The sequence below is a fragment of the Kurthia zopfii genome (assembly GCF_003143955.1).
Classification (GTDB): domain Bacteria; phylum Bacillota; class Bacilli; order Bacillales_A; family Planococcaceae; genus Kurthia; species Kurthia zopfii.
Window position 1 is genome coordinate 1 of sequence record NZ_QFVS01000027.1, and the last position, 17,908, is coordinate 17,908.

Annotated in this window: 16 protein-coding genes and 1 pseudogene; 2 read left to right on the top strand and 15 right to left on the bottom strand. The window is 35.8% G+C overall.

Features of this window, described 5'->3' with window-relative positions; translation table 11 throughout:
* Nucleotides 1–120: 120 nt before the first annotated feature.
* Nucleotides 121–345, bottom strand: a pseudogene (locus tag DF281_RS10000) (Ada metal-binding domain-containing protein); the annotation flags it as partial.
* Between the two features lie 311 nt (nucleotides 346–656).
* Between DF281_RS10000 and DF281_RS10005 the strand changes: the two are divergent.
* Nucleotides 657–1,538: a HAMP domain-containing protein gene (locus DF281_RS10005; RefSeq protein ID WP_166636118.1), complete on the top strand. Its 882-nt coding sequence runs from the start codon at nucleotides 657–659 to the stop codon at nucleotides 1,536–1,538.
* A 479-nt stretch (nucleotides 1,539–2,017) separates the two neighbouring features.
* Here the strand turns inward: DF281_RS10005 and DF281_RS10010 are convergent, their stop codons facing one another.
* Nucleotides 2,018–2,464, bottom strand: a complete 447-nt coding sequence (locus DF281_RS10010; protein ID WP_109350121.1) for a terpene synthase — start codon at nucleotides 2,462–2,464, stop codon at nucleotides 2,018–2,020.
* A 193-nt stretch (nucleotides 2,465–2,657) separates the two neighbouring features.
* On the opposite strand from DF281_RS10010, the gene DF281_RS10015 reads away from it, so the two are divergent.
* Complete coding sequence (locus DF281_RS10015; protein WP_109350122.1) at nucleotides 2,658–3,074, top strand: hypothetical protein; 417 nt, start codon at nucleotides 2,658–2,660, stop codon at nucleotides 3,072–3,074.
* Nucleotides 3,075–3,584: 510 nt separating this feature from the next.
* On the opposite strand, the gene DF281_RS10020 is transcribed toward DF281_RS10015, so the two are convergent.
* The 13 genes from DF281_RS10020 to DF281_RS10080 all read right to left on the bottom strand — a co-directional run bounded on the left by DF281_RS10020 (nucleotide 3,585) and on the right by DF281_RS10080 (nucleotide 17,900).
* Nucleotides 3,585–3,920 carry a DUF3139 domain-containing protein gene (locus tag DF281_RS10020; RefSeq protein WP_109350123.1) on the bottom strand — a complete coding sequence of 112 codons (336 nt, stop codon included), beginning with the start codon at nucleotides 3,918–3,920 and terminating at the stop codon, nucleotides 3,585–3,587.
* 23 nt (nucleotides 3,921–3,943) lie between these two features.
* A complete protein-coding gene (locus tag DF281_RS10025; RefSeq protein WP_109350124.1) occupies nucleotides 3,944–4,597 on the bottom strand; it encodes a hypothetical protein in 654 nt (217 codons plus the stop codon).
* Nucleotides 4,598–4,660: 63 nt separating this feature from the next.
* Entirely contained in the window at nucleotides 4,661–4,897 is a 237-nt protein-coding gene (locus DF281_RS10030) for a hypothetical protein (protein ID WP_109350125.1), read from the bottom strand.
* Nucleotides 4,898–5,870: 973 nt separating this feature from the next.
* On the bottom strand, nucleotides 5,871–7,418 hold the full coding sequence (ahpF, locus tag DF281_RS10035) for an alkyl hydroperoxide reductase subunit F (RefSeq protein ID WP_109350157.1): 1,548 nt from the start codon (nucleotides 7,416–7,418) through the stop codon (nucleotides 5,871–5,873).
* A 244-nt stretch (nucleotides 7,419–7,662) separates the two neighbouring features.
* A complete protein-coding gene (gene ahpC, locus DF281_RS10040; protein ID WP_109350126.1) occupies nucleotides 7,663–8,226 on the bottom strand; it encodes an alkyl hydroperoxide reductase subunit C in 564 nt (187 codons plus the stop codon).
* Between the two features lie 504 nt (nucleotides 8,227–8,730).
* On the bottom strand, nucleotides 8,731–9,600 hold the full coding sequence (gene rbsK / locus DF281_RS10045; protein ID WP_109350127.1) for a ribokinase: 870 nt from the start codon (nucleotides 9,598–9,600) through the stop codon (nucleotides 8,731–8,733).
* 100 nt (nucleotides 9,601–9,700) lie between these two features.
* The gene (locus tag DF281_RS14750; protein ID WP_166636117.1) at nucleotides 9,701–9,862 is read right to left on the bottom strand and encodes a hypothetical protein; all 162 of its coding nucleotides are present in this window, start codon (nucleotides 9,860–9,862) and stop codon (nucleotides 9,701–9,703) included.
* A gap of 18 nt (nucleotides 9,863–9,880) precedes the next feature.
* Nucleotides 9,881–10,429 carry an NUDIX hydrolase gene (locus DF281_RS10050; RefSeq protein WP_109350128.1) on the bottom strand — a complete coding sequence of 183 codons (549 nt, stop codon included), beginning with the start codon at nucleotides 10,427–10,429 and terminating at the stop codon, nucleotides 9,881–9,883.
* 54 nt (nucleotides 10,430–10,483) lie between these two features.
* Complete coding sequence (epsC, locus tag DF281_RS10055; protein ID WP_109350129.1) at nucleotides 10,484–11,413, bottom strand: serine O-acetyltransferase EpsC; 930 nt, start codon at nucleotides 11,411–11,413, stop codon at nucleotides 10,484–10,486.
* A gap of 673 nt (nucleotides 11,414–12,086) precedes the next feature.
* The gene (gene asnS / locus DF281_RS10065) at nucleotides 12,087–13,382 is read right to left on the bottom strand and encodes an asparagine--tRNA ligase (protein WP_109350131.1); all 1,296 of its coding nucleotides are present in this window, start codon (nucleotides 13,380–13,382) and stop codon (nucleotides 12,087–12,089) included.
* Between the two features lie 113 nt (nucleotides 13,383–13,495).
* Nucleotides 13,496–13,978, bottom strand: a complete 483-nt coding sequence (locus DF281_RS10070) for a cell wall elongation regulator TseB-like domain-containing protein (protein ID WP_109350132.1) — start codon at nucleotides 13,976–13,978, stop codon at nucleotides 13,496–13,498.
* Between the two features lie 33 nt (nucleotides 13,979–14,011).
* Nucleotides 14,012–16,786, bottom strand: coding sequence for an ATP-dependent DNA helicase DinG (dinG, locus tag DF281_RS10075; RefSeq protein ID WP_109350133.1), 2,775 nt, complete (start codon nucleotides 16,784–16,786; stop codon nucleotides 14,012–14,014).
* 163 nt (nucleotides 16,787–16,949) lie between these two features.
* Nucleotides 16,950–17,900 carry a C-terminal binding protein gene (locus DF281_RS10080; protein ID WP_232025798.1) on the bottom strand — a complete coding sequence of 317 codons (951 nt, stop codon included), beginning with the start codon at nucleotides 17,898–17,900 and terminating at the stop codon, nucleotides 16,950–16,952.
* Between the last annotated feature and the right edge of the window lie 8 nt (nucleotides 17,901–17,908).

Sequence of the window (17,908 nt, forward strand, 5' to 3'; positions counted from 1 at the left end):
AGCTCGGTCAAATAAGAGAAACCGCTGCAAGTAAAGAAATACACTTGCAAGTACGCTCTATTCCCAAGAAGCTCCCACTTCAAGCGTGAAGAACCGCAAGGTTTAGCTAAGTGGTGAGTAGTTCACAGGTTGGCATCTTTTACATGGTCTATATGAAGCAAGCGTTGCCTCCTTCGCCGTTTGAAAAAACTCACAATTTTCTTTTTTAGGCTTTTTCGCAGGGCAGGTCGGTCTGCAAAATATGCCAGTTGTTTTCACCCCTACGAAGAAAATTCCTTCATACTTTGAATTTTTTTCGACAAGCATTTTATAATATTCATCAATTATTCGCTCATTTTGAATCATTCAACTACCCCCTTTTTCTTTCAAATCATACTAAAATTTGTCGACGAAAAAACCAATTTTCTTAACATCAATATTTTATTTCACCACTAAATTAATATCATTTTTGGTAAATGCCACTATACTCACATGTTTATTTAATTTTATGATACTTTTATCTATTAATAAACATTTTTAACAATAGATTCTTTATACCTATATGAATTTGTATCTTTTTATTTCAAAAACAGTAAAAAACTCATACGAAAGTATTAACTTTTCTCCATTGTCATGTTATCTTTAAGGTAAGAGTTTTTATGAATAGAGGCGAACAAATGAAAAATATTTCTGTCAAAACGAAAATTGTTTTCTTTGCATCGATTATTACGTTACTAGTCTCTATTTCTACAACGGTGATTAACTACCATATGAATATGACTGCTACAATCAATTTATTAACTCAAATTTCCAAACAAACAGTTGATGCATGGTCTGATCAAATAAATCCAAATAATGTTGAGAAGTTGGTAAAAACACAGGATCCTGAATTAGAAAAAGAAATGGTCAAGCATTTTGATACACTTAGTAAATTTCAACCTCAAGTTGCCCAAGGTTATTTATTTGGCGTTGAATTAAAAAATGGTACGGATACTAGTGTCATTGCAGGGCCGACCGTATTAATGGATGATTTCAATAAAAAAGGTTTATTCATAGGCGATTATTACACGCAACCAAAATCGATTGCGGACGCAATTACGAAGATGAAGGAAAATGGTCAACAAACTGTTTCTACTATTTATACGGATAGTTACGGTACATGGTTAACTGTTTTAGAACCTCTCTTTGATCATAACGGCAAGGTGTTTGCTTACTATGGCGTTGATTTCGATGCGGACTTATACTTAAATGGTGAATACGAAAAGATTAAAATCACTTTAATTATACTTATTCTCTTACTAATTTTCGTATGCTTTATTCAATATGTGTTTATCAGCTATTTATTCAGACCAATGAATGATGTTCTGAATAAAATAGAAAAAATGAATGAAGGCGATTATTCTACTGAACTGAATGAATCAGATGATGAAATCGGTAAAATATCGACGAAAATTAATGAAATGAGTAATCAATTAAGTAAAAATAATCAAGCAGACGCAAAAAAGAAACGAAAATTTTCGATGACATCTAATATCGACCAAGAAAATAATGATCAATAAAAAAAGAACTTCCACAATTAAATGCGGAAGTTCTTTTTTGTGGTTCTTAAAGCAATTCAAATACTGAAGAACTGTCTTCAAGCGTTTCACTTTTGGTTGTTCCAATGTCTAAAAATAATTAGCAATCTAATACAAATAAATGAACGAAATAGACACAGAGTCTTTTTGATTCTTCCCTATTTATTACTTTTTATTTTGTACTAGCCAAATGACAAATACGAAAAACAAAGCAAATAATGTGCGTAAAAAAATACTAAAAATTATATTATATTCATCGAAAAAACTATCTTTAAAAAGATAAGTTGATAAATAACCTAAAATAAAAATAATGAAATACCTAAACACTGAATACCTCCTACTTAGTAGTTTTAAGAGAAGTTCTTCTTAAATTTTTTTAATGAAAAAATCCACAAATAGATCCCCTTCACATCCATTCTTTCCTAGACCTAAGGATCAGCAAACGAACTCAATTTATTTAATCAATCCTGTGATAAATACATCCAGTTCGAATCTTCAATTTCATGTTCATCCAAATATACATCTGATTTTAAACACTCTAATAACCGATTAAAAAAAGGAATTGTATCAACTCTAAACTCATGATTAAATAAATCATTGACTACAATACTCTTAAAAATCATAGTAGTTAAGTTCGTAATATTTAATAAATCATTGAAAAAGTTCGTCAAAAACAAACGATCTTCTTCACTCAATTCTAAATCACTGGCAAATGTAATTTTAAAAACGTTTAAAATTTTATCAATATCTTCTTCATCCATATAACAAAAAGGATCTATTTTTTTATCCGCATCAGAAAGAGGTTTTCTAGTATCTTCAACAACTATATAACTTACAACATTACGATTTCTTAAAAATTGAAATATCTCTAAATCTCTTGATTTAAAAACTCTAACAAATGATTGCATTTAATTAACATCTCCCTACAATCTCTTTTATTCTATATTTACAGTATACTGGAAATAATGAAACGGTGCTTTTTTTACATTCATCATTGAAAAATGAAGAAAATAACGGAATTTCTGTACTTAAATGAAAAATCATCTATGCTCACTTAGTTTAATTAAATTAATACAGAAAAAAATACAAAAGGAGGAGAAAATGAAAAAGACAATACATAGCATACTTGCAATCATCGTTATTGTACTTATTGCCTTTATTACATATATCGCCCTCACCAATGAGGATAACGGTAAAAGAAAAGCCATTGACGGGACTTCAATTGATTGGAATTTACTTTTAGATGACGAAAGTGTACCTGGAATCCTTCAAATTAAAGTGGATCATGTTGCCGTAGAAGATAGCGCTTTTTACTTTGATTTTATTAAGAAATTCAATGATCACGCGGATCTAATCACTAACAAGAAAAAGAAAGGTTATTCAAAAGTTTATGTCAGATTCGATAAGGCAGGACATTTACAGTTAGCTTATGATAAAACCAAATACGATGGAAAAGAAACAACGTTTTATATCAAAACTTCGGTTATTGAAGAAAATCTAAAAGAAAACAAATACTAACCTGAACTACACAATGACTTCTTAAAAAGTGGCTCTGTGTCAAATGTAGGGGTGAATGAAATTGGATTTTCAATTTCATTCACCTTTTTAATTCAGCCCAGATGTAAACCAACCACTTTGTACTTTATTACAAGCGTAAGCCCGAAATATAAAAAATACCCACCTCTTCAGGTGAGCACGACGAATAGCCAACGAGCCGATGATTTTTTCGGATTGTTGGTGAATTGTACGTCCTGTAGGTTGCCGTAAGCTGCGTAGCCATCACAAATAACGATCCCTTTAAAACCTTCCACTAAATTTTCTAATATAGCGCGACCACAAGAGAGTGCGCTTTTAAAGAAAATGAGGACGCTTCCTTCTTGGGCAACGCTACGACACGATCGATGAAGACCCTAATTTTTCATCAAGCGACACCGGAACGTCTGTTAGATTTGTGGACATAAAAAAGCAGATCCAGTAAATGATGACATCCGTTTACTGAATCTGCTTGCTTGGTTTGATAAATTGAATCTAATCTGAACTTGGGTCATAATTTTTCAAATCTTCAGTAGGAATAGTTTTCCCGCTATGATCATAATATTCGAATTGCCCTTTTACGTGATGTGAAAAATAACTATAGACAATATTCGGTTCGTTTTGAAAAGTAATATTAACATAATATGTTGGTATACCTAGAAAGCTATATACACTTTGCACACTTTTTATGTCACTCTTTTCGTATCCTTTTTCTTCTATTAAATATTGAACTACACTTTCAGAGGCTTGGTGTTTTTTGAACTGAATATACATGAATGAACTACAAATAAAAAAAACAATAATTATGACTACAATCACACTCTTTTTCATATTTTCACATCCTTGAGCTGAATTTATGAATTAAATGAAGTTAAGTAAAATAATTTTGATGTGGTAGTAAACATTGAAGGCAATACCCAGCCGGTAAAAGAATCTGTGTAGCCTGAACCACTAACGTCATAACCGCTTCCGTAATAAAATGCTTGCCATAAGAATTTTGAGCAATAATTATCTTTAATTACCTTTACACTAAGGTTTGAAAGTTTGTAATTAATAGCAGATCCATAATTATTTTTTGCCCATGTAGCTGCTTTTTCACCACCACTACTTGGACGATACACTTTAAGCTTTTCTCCAGTATCATGACGACCCCTGTATTGTGTCAGGGTGTCTCTTTTCCCAGCAACAGAACCTGAAGGATTTACATGATAGATATAATAGTCTGGGCCCACTATCGCTACGTGACCTACTATTTTAGTAGATGATATAAATGTTTTACTTGAGTATATTACGTCTCCAGGCTTAAGAAATGTTTTTGTTCCTGGGTAATAGTTTTCATTATCAACAGCTAGTGGATTTACTATTAGATCCACTTCTTGATTCAGCGTAGTTAGATTCTCTGTAATCAATTCATCGTTATCAGATTCACTTGCAAAAGCAATATCATTTGTCGATGATATTACAAATAATCCAATAACTAGTAAAAATAAAGGGAATAATTTTTTCATCTCACTCACTCCTAACTATTTTTATAACAACCACTAAATATATTATATTCCCACGCGTGTTGATTAACCAAAAATACCCATATAAATTTGATGGACTGCCCTTTGATAGTCTAAAATTTCACGGAGCCTTATTCGCCATTCCACGGGTAAAGTACCACGCAAAAATTGGCGCGTGAAACTAGCGAAAGATAAGCGTTTACAGCGATTTCCCTTCTGTCCATCGACATGTAAAAACTTTAATAATGCATAGGCAATAAGCGCCGCAGCGGCCAAAGATGTTACAGATTTACTTATATTCATTAGTATCCCACCTATCTTTTTTGGAATATTATAACATAATTACATAAGTCTGTAATACTAAAATACCCACCTCTTCAGGTGAGTACGACGAATAGCCAACGAGTTGATGATTTTTTCGGATGGTTGGCTTACTTACAAGCCGGACTTCGGTTTGAAATCAATCAAATCATTTATAGCTTTAGGCATTTCTTTTCAGTCAGAATACGTTTTAAAAAAATAAATTTGTATTCATTTATCGTGAGTTTTCGAAGTAATGGATTGGTGAATCTGTATTTATTTTTGCCTTTTGTCACATAGATCCACATTGAAAGAAATAACGAGGACTCCTGCCGAAAAACAAGTGTGAAGCATTCGTTTCTTTGTCTAGCTTGTTCCACTACTCTCTTTGAGTCACTTCGAAAGGTTTCTCCCAGGGTTTTTGTGTCTAGTTCCAAACGCTATATACTTTGGGATACTTCAGGTTTTCGGACGAAAGTGGTGGGACGTTTACTTTCGTTTCAAACCTTGCAGTACCCTCGTATATGATCAAGCGTTTTTCACTTTTCTTTCTGTGTCTAGTTCCAAACGCTATATGCTTTCAGCTCTTCAAATTCTCGGGGAAAAGTGGTGGGGCGTTTACTTTTCCTTCGAATTCTCCAGATCTTCCGCATATGATCGAGCGTTTTTCACTTTTCGTTCTGTGTCTAGTTCCAAACGCTATATGCTTTCAGCTCTTCAAATTCTCGGGGAAAAGTGGTGGGGCGTTTACTTTTCCTTCGAATTCTCCAGATCTTCCGCATATGATCGAGCGTTTTTCACTTTTCGTTCTTACTTTCCCTTCGTTTCCTCCAGTGCTCTAGAGAGTCCCGAGTGGAAACGCTTTTCGTTATTTCCGAAAGTTACAACGTGAATTGTTTTAAGACCCCAACATATATAATAGAACCAAAAAAGATGAATGAAATTGAAAACTCAATCTCATTCATCTCTATTTTTATTATGCTTCTACTAATTCAACTGAGCGAATAATGTGGTCAAAAGCACTTAAAGAAGCTGTTGCACCTGCACCCATTGAAATAATGATTTGTTTATGAGCCGAATCTGTACAGTCACCTGCAGCAAATACGCCTGGGATATTCGTTTTACCATTACGGTCAACGATAATTTCACCATGTTTGTTTAATTCTACTGAATCTTTCAGGAACTCTGTATTTGGAAGTAAACCGATTTGAACGAATACGCCGTCTAATTCGATATGTTTTTCCTCACCAGATACACGATCAACATATGAAAGACCATTTACAGTTGAATCACCTGTTACTTCAGAAGTTAATGCATCTGTAATAACCGTTACGTTTGGTAAACTGCGTAGGCGATCTTGTAGTACTTGATCGGCTCTTAGCTCATCCATCGCTTGTAATACCGTTACGTGATTTACGATACCAGCTAAGTCGATTGCAGCTTCAACACCTGAGTTACCGCCACCTACTACTGCAACATCTTTCCCTTTGAATAAAGGACCATCACAGTGTGGGCAATATGCAACACCTTTGTTTTTGAATTCTGCTTCGCCTTTAACGCCTAATTGACGGTAGCGAGCACCTGTAGAAAGAATAACTGTTTTACTTTTTAGAACTGCACCGTTTTCTAATTCTACTTCGATTAAATCTTTTTTCTCGATACGCGCAGCACGTTGAGATTTCATAACATCGATTTCGTAGTCAGCAACATGTGCTTCTAGACTTGCGACAAATTTAGGACCTTCAGTCGCTTTAGTACCGATGATATTTTCGATTGAAAGTGTATCATTTACTTGACCGCCGAAACGATCAGCTACGATCCCTGTGCGAATCCCTTTACGAGCTGAGTAGATTGCAGCACTTGCACCTGCAGGGCCTCCACCGACAACTAATACATCAAATGGTTCTTTGCTATCAAATTCAGCTGCATCAACAGTTGAACCAACTTTATCTAAAATTTCATCTAAAGTAATACGGCCACCTTCGAAGAAATCTTCTCCGCGGTAAATTGCAGGAACAGCTAGGATTTCACGTTCTTTGACCTCAGCTTGATAAGCGCCACCTTCGATCATTGTATGTGAAATATTTGGGTTTAGAACAGCCATAATGTTTAATGCTTGTACAACATCTGGACAGTTATGACAAGTTAATGATACGTATGTTTCAAAGTGCATTGGCTCTTTGATTGCTTGGATGCGTTTAATAGTTGTTTCATCAACTTTTGGCGCACGTCCACCAACTTGTAGTAACGCAAGTACTAATGAAGTGAATTCGTGACCAAGTGGAAGACCTGCGAATTCAATACCTGAATCAGATCCAACTGGGTTTACAGAGAAACTTGGCGTACGTTTTAATGACGCTTTTTCAACTGTGATTTTATCTGACATATCATCTAAAGTTTGTACAAGTTCCATCATATTTTTTGAAACTTCATCTTCTCCAACGCTCACTTTTAGGACAAGATTATTTTCAAGCATTGCTAAATATTGTTTTAATTGCGCTTTAATTTGATCATCTAATAACATATTTTCTGCTGCAAATCGTAATTCTCGCAAAATAGTCGTATAAAATATCCGAGATTTTATCTATTGAACAAGATTTTACGCTCTCTGATGCAACAGGTTTTACACCTCTTTAGTTCAAATTTCACCGTTTTTAGAGAGAAATACACGTTGAAATTGATTTTTTGTAAAAACAGAGCGACAAATACCAATCTTCGGACTGATTTTTGTCGCTTGTCATTTTTGTATCTAGATTACAAATCTAAAACTAGATTTTACCTACTAAGTCAAGGCTAGGAGTTAAAGTTTCTGCTCCTTCTTTCCATTTAGCTGGGCAAACTTCACCTGGGTGATTACGTACGTAAGTAGCTGCTTTCATTTTGTCGATTAATTGAGAAGCGTTACGACCGATACCATCGTTGTTGATTTCCATAGTTTGAACGATACCGTCTGGATCGATTAAGAATGTAGCACGTTGAGCAAGACCTGCTTCTTCATCTAAAACGTCGAAGTTACGAGAGATTGTGTGGTTTGGGTCACCAATCATAGTGTATTCGATTTTAGAAATAGCTTCTGAATGGTCATGCCAAGCTTTGTGTGTGAAGTGAGTATCAGTTGATACAGAGTAAACTTCAGCGCCTAGAGATTTAAGTTCTGCGTATTCAGCTTGTAAATCTTCTAATTCTGTAGGACATACGAATGTGAAGTCAGCTGGGTAGAAGCATACTACTGCCCATTTACCTTTTAGTGATTCGTCTGTTACTGTTTTGAATTCTCCACCTTGGAAGGCTTGAGCTGTGAATGGTAAAATTTCTTTGTTTACTAATGACATAATATTGTTCCTCCTATGAATTGAATATATATTTTATTAATAATTACTCCTTAATTAGAATAATTATTGTTTACAATGAAATTATCATACAAAAAGGATCTCTTGTCAACCCTTTATATATATCATAACAAATTTTACGTCATTTTGTCCAAGAATATAGTATTTACAATGATTTACACGCAATTCACGATTCTGATTCAATTGTAACTACCAAACAATTTCTATATGTGAAATAATTAACAATATTCTACTTTAAGTGATTTATTCATCGTTTAAACGAACTTTTTGTCGATTATGCCATACTCTTACAAAATCAGTAAAATTATTGGTACATCAACGTTTTCCTGTCACAATTCCGTCTTATTTAAAGTTTTTCTCATGGAATAAACCTCACTATTCTTGACATTTGTACGAGAAAAGAAGGCTTTATCTCATTTAAAGCGTTTTTTCAGTGTAATTGAGAATGAAAAACCACCCAACATAAGTGGGTGGCTCAAATTTATTTTATTTTAATCGATTTAAAACAGCAAAGAGTTGTGGCATACCACCTTGAGCGCCAAATTTTTCGACTGACAGTGATGCAGCGATATTCGCAAATTGCACCGCTTCTTCAATAGAGTAGTTATTTGTAATGGCGTAAGCGAATGCTCCATTAAATGTATCCCCTGCTCCTGTAGTATCGACTGCAGTCGTCTTAAAGCTCTCGACGAAAACATGCTTGTCACCATCAAAATAACGCGCTCCTTTTGAACCAAGTGTCACAATTAGACGGTTCGGGTATTTTTCAAGTGCTTGATCGACATCATCTTTGAAAATTTCAACACATTCCGTTTCATTTGGCGTGAAATATTCGATTCGATCCATCCACTCCACTTTAAAACTTTCTGCTGGTGCTGGATTCAACAATACTTTCGTTCCAACTTCTTTACAAACGCCAAGTGCATACTCGACAGTTTCCTGTGGAATTTCTAACTGCATGATGACAAGATCACTTTGCTCAATCAATGATTTGGCTGCATCAATATCTTGTTCGTTCAACTCGCTATTGGCACCTGGAACGACAACAATGCGATTATCATTTTCAAAAAGTGTGATATTTGCAATACCTGTCGCTTTTTTCCCTTGTTTCACAAAAGAATGCTCAATATTTTCTGCTGCTAAAACCGATACCATCTCTTTACCAAATGCATCGTTCCCAACTGCTCCAACCATATGAATGTCGCTACCTAATCTTGCTGCCGCAACCGCTTGATTTGAGCCTTTACCACCTGGAACTGTATGGAATGAAGTGCCTAGCACCGTCTCCCCTTGCTTTGGAAAAATAGCTGTTTCAACTACGATATCCATATTTATACTACCGATTACTGTAATCATTCGATTGCCTCGTTTCGTTAATTTCGTCCATTTTAGTATAAATTATTTATCGTTCTTTTGCATGAAAAAAAGTATGCTTGCACATACTTTTCACAACTTATCATTCACTTTCTGCTTTTTTCTTTTTCGTTTTTTGATCAAGCATTACGAGCGTCATAAGCCATACAGCTATAAAGCCAAATAGCCAGATGACAGGACCAAATTTGTATAAAAGGAACATAAAAATCAAAGCGAAAAACAGATTTACGATGAATTTATTCAATGAAGTGCCTCCCAAATATCATAATCTATTGATAATTTTATCATAAATAGGTAGCATATGTAATTCTTTACATTTTTCATGTAACTGAGCTATTGGCAACCATGCGACATCGCTATTTTCATCTTCACAAATTGTTAATGGCAATTGATCATCAGCTTCTACTAAATAAGTTACGTTCATATGGAGATGTTCCGATACGTAAGCACCTTTTTTCATATGACCTAGAACAGTTAGTTGTTCAATTGAGATTGGTTGTTCTGAAACTGGTCGCGCTTGAATCCCTGTTTCTTCTTGTACTTCACGTAAAGCTACTGCCAGGAAATCATCTTCACCATCCGCATGTCCGCCAGTCCAAGCCCATGAATCGTAAATATTGTGATACACCATTAATGCATGCGTGCGTGCTTCATTGACGACGAAAGCTGATACAGTCATGTGAGCAAGCGGATTTTCTCTCGTTAAAACATCATTAAAGGATGTAAATGCATATTGAAATGCTTGTAAATCCTTCTCTTCTTGTTCATTCCCTGCTTCAAATGTTAATAAATCCTTTTGCCATTGCTTCATCTTTTTTCCTCCTAAAAAGCCGACTACACCCTACTAGATGTAATCGACTCGCTTTTAAATTTCGTATTCTAATTTTACCGATTGGTTAATGCTTGGTGATGGTTGTGAATGATACACGCGAGAATGCGGCACGATTGAATGTGTTAACCAAATATTACTACCTAACACTGAATCATGGCCGACCTTCGTTTTACCACCTAAAATTGTCGCACCAGCATAGATTACGACATTGTCTTCGATATCTGGGTGACGTTTGATGCCTTTGATTGGATTCCCATCATCATCTAGCGGGAAGCTTAATGCGCCTAGCGTCACGCCTTGATATACTTTTACATTATTACCAATCGTACATGTTTCACCAATTACGACACCTGTACCATGGTCAATGAAGAATGAATCGCCAATCGAAGCACCCGGGTGGATGTCGATGCCTGTTAATTCATGCGCGTATTCTGACATAATACGAGGAATGATTTTAACATCTTGTTTATATAATTCATGTGCTAAACGGTGGATACATACTGCTTGAATGGAAGGATAGCTTAATAAAATCTCTTCAATTGAAGTGGCAGCTGGGTCACCATTGTATGCTGCTTGAATATCCGATTGCAATGTACGACGAATTTCAGGGAATTTCTCCATCAATGTCATAACAATCTTATCTGCACATTCACGCGCTGCTTTTTCACATGCTTTTTCTTCTGATTCGCTGTAGAATAACGCTTTTTCAAGAACATCTCTTAAATCTAATGCAGCTTTACGTAAATTATTACTAACCGCTACATTTAATCGAACTTCATCAAACGGTTTTTGATCATAAATTCCAGGGAAAAGTGCGATTTGGAAACTTTCGATTACTTTAATTACTTTATCGCGACCTTTAAATCCAATTGAATTTTCCATATCGAAGTATTGTTGATTAATCTCCGCTAAATCAGTTGCGATTTGTGGTACTTTTGTATTTAACCATTCATTTAATTCCATTTAACTCAATTCCTCCTCATCTGCTTCAATGCAGATCTGAACAGCTCTACTCAGCTTATTTCTATATTCTAACGCACCTCTACTACATCTTCCAATAAAATTACTCTAGATTCGTAAATTTTCACCATAATTTCGTATGAGTGATTGATTCAAGGAAAAGTGAAAATAAATAGTGCGACACTTGTCGGCGGAAAGCCTTCGCTATTTCTGAAAATCGAGCGTTTTCCGCTTTTCGTATTATGTCTAGCTCCGGTGGCTTATCTCTTTGAGTCACTTCAAAAACTCGGACAAAAGTGGTGGAGCTTTTACTTTCTCTTCAAACCTTGCAGTACCCTCGCATATGATCGAGCGTTTTACGCTTTTCGTATTATGTCTAGCTCCAAACGCTATATGCTTTCAGCTCTTCAAATTCTCGGGGAAAAGTGGTGGAGCTTTTACTTTTCCTTCGAATTCTCCAGATCTTCCGCATATGGGCGAGCGTTTTACGCTTTTCGTTCTCTGTCTAGCTCCGGTGGCTTATCTCTTTGAGTCACTTCGAAAACTCGGGGAAAAGTGGTGGGGCGCTTACTTTTCCTTCGTTTCCTCCAGTGCTCTCGAGATAAACGAGCCACCTCCGCTTTTCGTTTAAAAAAACTGCTGTCTGTAGAAACAGGCAGCAGCTTTGAATACTTCATTATGGGTAAATACGGTTTAATAAACGTGGGAATGGGATTGTTTCACGAACGTGATCCGCTCCAGTAACCCATGATACAGTACGTTCAAGACCTAGACCGAAGCCAGAGTGAGGAACTGAACCATATTTACGTAAATCTAAGTACCAGTTGTATGCTTCTTGATCTAAACCGTGTTCTTCAATACGTTGTTTTAATAGATCATAATCCCAAATACGCTCAGAACCACCGATAATTTCACCGTAACCTTCTGGCGCGATTAAGTCTGCACAAAGTACGACATCATCACGATCTGGGTGAGGTTGCATGTAGAATGGTTTGATTCCTGTTGGGTAGCAAGTAATGAATACTGGTAAGTCATAGTGGTTTGCGATTGCCGTCTCGTGTGGAGAACCGAAATCATCGCCCCATTTAATATCATCAAATCCTTCTTTATGAAGGAACTCAATTGCATCATCATAAGAAATACGAGGGAATGGCGCTTTCACTTTTTCAAGTTTTGAAATGTCACGACCAAGAATTTCTAACTCTAATTTACAGTTTTTAAGTGCAGATTGAATAATGTGAGAAACGAATTGTTCTTGAACTTCTAAACTTTCATCATGTTCAACGAATGCCATCTCAGGCTCGATCATCCAGAATTCAATTAAGTGACGACGAGTTTTTGATTTCTCTGCACGGAATGTTGGTCCGAATGAGAAAACTTTACCAAGTGCCATTGCAGAAGCTTCTGCATATAATTGACCTGATTGTGAAAGGAATGCATCTTCATCGAAATATTTCGTATGGAATAATTCTGAAGTACCTTCTGGCGCTGAAGCCGTTAAAATTGGTGGATCCATTTTAACGAAGCCATTGTCGTTGAAGAATTCGTATGTAGCACGAATTAATTCATTACGAACTTTCATTTTCGCGTGTTGTTTTTTAGAACGTAACCATAAATGACGGTGATCCATTAAGAATTCTGTACCGTGTTCTTTAGGTGTGATTGGGTAATCAGTAGATTCAGAAATCACTTGAATTTCTTTCACTTGAAGCTCGTAACCAAAGGCAGAACGTGTATCTTCAGTTACTTCACCTACAACATATAAAGATGTCTCTTGGTGTAAACCTTTTGCTGTTGCAAACATTTCTTCTGATACTTCAGCTTTTACGACTACGCCTTGTACAAAACCTGTACCATCACGTAATTGTAAAAATGCAATTTTACCACTTGAACGCTTGTTAGCTAACCATGCGCCCATTTTTACTGTTTCGCCAACATGTTTTGGCATTTCTTGAATCGTAATTTTTTTCATAGTATCCTCCATCACATTTCGTGAATCGAGCAGTTGTTTATATAATCTGCTCACCGTTTTATTATACTTCTCTATTATATACAATATTGCTGAACATTTCTATTTTCGAAATATTATAAATTCGTGATTTTTTTCCACCACTGCCCATTTTCAAAAAGAACATAGACATAGTTTAGCTGGTCATTTTGATCTTTAAAAGACACTTCCCATACAGGGCCTGCTTCTTCTAAGCCAATTTTCGCATGAAGTACTTTCTTCACTTTTTGATCGCGCGTCGCAGCTTTAATTGCTTTTGATTTTGAGATTCCAGATGATAGTAGAACTGTCTCTTTTTTAGCTTTTTTATCATTTTGATCGACAAAAACCGCTTCTTTTTTCTGATCCTTATTGTCACCGATTACAGTAACATATGTTTTCTTACTGTTGTAAACATACGAATCATCAATGGTCGTCAATAGTTTGTCGTTTAATACAATCTTCTCTGAATCATTTGTAGCTTTTGAAAATGGAGCATTCGCTTTAATCGTAATTAACCCCGTTAAAACAACCGCTAAAATGACAAAGAAAATCGATAAGAATTTTATCCAATTTTTCATCTGATCACCTGTATTCCCTTTAAATAATTCACTTTATTTATTATACCAATCTTCTAAATCGAATACCATCTCATCTAATTGAACATGCTTCACATTGACATTTGGCAAAGCTTTTAAGAAATCCTCACCATATGATTTCGTCTCAATTCTTCGGTCGAGTACGATGAACGCGCCTTTATCATTCGACGAGCGAATCAAGCGGCCGAAACCTTGTTTAAATCGAATAATCGCTTCAGGTAATGATAATTTATAGAAGGAGTTCAAACCTTGACGTTGCATACGAATCGCTTTTGCTTTGAAAAGAGGATCTTCCGGTGACGAAAATGGCAATCGAACGACGATTACCGCTGATAATGCATCACCCGGCACATCTACACCTTCCCAGAAACTATTCGTTCCAAACAATACTGAATGCTCGAATCTTTGGAACATCTTCAGTAAACGCATGCGGCTACCTGTCGAAATTCCTTGTGCGAAAATCATATAATCTTCTAGCGAGCCAATTTCTTGAATGAGATTCACCGTTTTTCGCAACATCTCTTGCGACGTGAATAATACGAAACATCTACCGCGCGTAGCAAGAACTGTTTGAATGACTGCTTCTGCGACCGCTTCAATATATTCATGCTGGGATACTTGTTGAATATCTGGCATATCATCCACAACATATACACTAGCACCCTCATAATAAGAATTCGGCGCTTGGAAACGGAATAACTGCACATCTTGAGCCAATCCTAATTGATCCGCGATGAAACGACGATTATTTGGCACAGTTAATGTACCTGACGCCCAAACAATACCAGAGTTCCCTCTAAAGCGGTTAAATACTTCTGTAATATCATCCGCAATTTGAACGGGACGATTATAAATTTGAATACTATTTGGAATACTACGCGCATCTGCTTCAATCCAGGAAGTCATATCTTCAGCTTGTACTAAGAAAATCGCGTCCCACTGCTCTTTCATCGTCGTCAATTCACTTAGCCAATAATTCCAGTCGGTTAATGAAGCTTTTTGCGAAACCGCTAAATCATCATGATAACCTTCGAAAATCGCCGTACAATGTTCTGCTAATTTTAGCCATTGGTCCATACTTTGACTAAATTGCTCCAACAACTCTTTTTTCAAAATTAAATCCTGTAGTTGAATTGTTTTTTTAAGATTTCTTCTATTGGTAATTGGGAGATTCATTTGACTCACAATATGACTAATCGCGTGTTCGAATAACTCAACCGTTTCAAAAAATTGATTTTCCAGTTTTGATAATAGACGAATCGGAACACGTTCTGACGATTGCATTAATTGGACAAAAATATGGTGCAATCGACATTCTTCAAAATGACCGACTTGGCCAAACGAATATTTCCACTTACGATACGTTAACACCTTCTCTTCACGCATCGTAGCAGCTTGAATCATCTGATGTCCTTCATCAATTACGAACCCTTGGATTCTTTCCAACATAGGACTAACACGTTCTAAATCTGCTAATAACATCGCATGATTCGTAATAATCAGCTCTGCATCTTCACAACTCTTAATCGCTTCCAAATAAAAATCAAATGCATCCTTTTGCTTCGTTTCAACAGTAGTCGAAGTACGTCTAATGCGATTGACAGCTGTATTGCCACCACTTGAAACATTCACTTCATTCAAATCACCAGTCGCTGAAATCGCGAGCCACACGAGTATTTGCATCTTCACGAAATTCTCTTCATAGGAATCGTCCACAACCGCCAATGATTCACAAAAACGATCCAGGTCAATATAATGCTCCATTCCTTTTAAAACAGCCGTTTTCGTCACTGTACTTAATAAATCATTTGCTTTTGGTAGTTCTTCTTGAATTAATTGATCAAGCAAATGTGAAGTATACGTACTAACTACGACAGGCTGTTTCTGCTGCTTCGCAAATAAAATACTTGGAATTAAGTAAGCTAGTGTTTTGCCGATCCCAGTAGATGCTTCCGTCATCACTTCAGTGCGGTTATTCAAACTATTCCAAACCGCGTCCATCATTTGGAATTGTCCTTCTCGAACTTCAAAATTCTCGATTGTTTTTGAGAAAAGCTGTTGTTTTTCTTCCGTGCTATATGGATATTGAACTGCTCGTACTTCATTTTCTACTTTGGCATTTTGGAAAATCGGAATACCTCTGTAGACAAAATGATTTTCAAGTTGTTCGACTTTTTTTCTTTTAATTTGAACAGCTTCAAAAAATAAATTCGCAAGTCCTGACTTTAATTTAAATGAGCGTGTATGTAATTGTTGAACAGTATCTAAAGGTAACGCGACTAATTGTTCCCAACATTTTTTTAATAGCAAGGCTGTTGCCATCGCATCATCATCTGCTCGGTGTGCATTTTTCAAACCTATTTCTAATTCAAGTGCAATTTCTGAAAGTTTATAGCTGTACGCAGTTGGATATAGAATTTTCGCTAGTTCCACTGTATCCATACTATTGCCATGCCATTTCGGTAAATCACAACGCTTAAATTCATCTTGTAAAAATGGCAGATCAAAATCGATATTATGCGCCACAAACACACAATCTTGAAGCTTTTCATATACATCCTCTGCAATTTCTTCAAATGCAGGTGCAGATTTAACATGTTGGTCATTAATATGAGTCAAATCTTGAATAAATAGCGGGATTTTCTTTTTCGGATTTACGAAAGATGTGTAAGTATCGATCACTTGCCAATCTTGCATAAAAACAATCGCAATTTGTATAATTCGTTCACCTTGTTTCGAAGAATTCCCTGTTGTTTCTAGATCTACAATTGCATATTTTTGGCTTTCCATTTATATTCACGTCTTTCGATCATTTTATATAATGTAGATTTTATCATAGTTTCAACAAAAATGGTTATGAGGAAGATAAGGTTTCATATGTACGAACGAAAAAACCGAACCACTTTATGTGATTCGGCATTTCGATCAAATAACTTATTTTATTTACCTCTAATTAATTCAAAGCAAAAGTTGGTTTCTTCCCAACTGATTTCTCAATAAGATTTTGAACTGCTTTTTCTCTTATTTCTCTGTATGCATCTTCTGAATACCAAGCTGCATGTGGAGATAAAATCACATTTTTCATTTCACGAAGTGGGTGTACGTCAAGTAATGGTTCTTCTTCAGTAACATCTAAAAATGCTCCCGAAATAGTTCCAATTTCCAACGCAGCAATCATCGCTTTTTCATCTATAATCGGTCCTCTTGCTGTATTAATAATATAAGGACTCCTCTTCATTAAATTAAACTGCTCCTTACCAATTAAATGATGTGTTGCCTCAATTAATGGTACGTGGACTGAAATAAAGTCACTCACTTCCATTAACTCGTTGACAGTTGCTTTAACAACACCATCCTCTTGCATTTTTTCTGCAGAAACAAATGGATCATATGCATGAACTTGATATCCTATTACCTTCAGTTTCGCAGCAAGCCTTTTAGGGATTTTCCCATAGCCTAATAATCCAACAACTGCTTTCGAAGCTCTTAATGGCCTTGCCACAGACTTAAAGTCCCATCCTCCTTTTTCCGTATGGAAGTTGTATTCAAATAGTTTTCTTGAAGCAGCTAAAATGCCCGCTAAAGCGTGATCAGACACTTCATCTATACAATAATCATTCACATTTGCAACTTGAATCCCTAGTTCTGTTGCAGCATCAACATCAATCATATTGACACCAATCCCATAACGAGAAATCAATTTGAGATTAGGTGCTGACTCCATAATTTCTCGATCAATATTGGCATACATTACAAGTAGGGCATCAGATTCTTTTGCCGCTTCAATTATGTCTTCTTTATTTTTTGATTGTAAAATATTTAGCTCTACACCTGCTTCGCTAAAAAGATTCTCCTCAATATTCAAATCTTCCCATTCATGATCGACTAATGTTACTTTAAACATTTCCATTC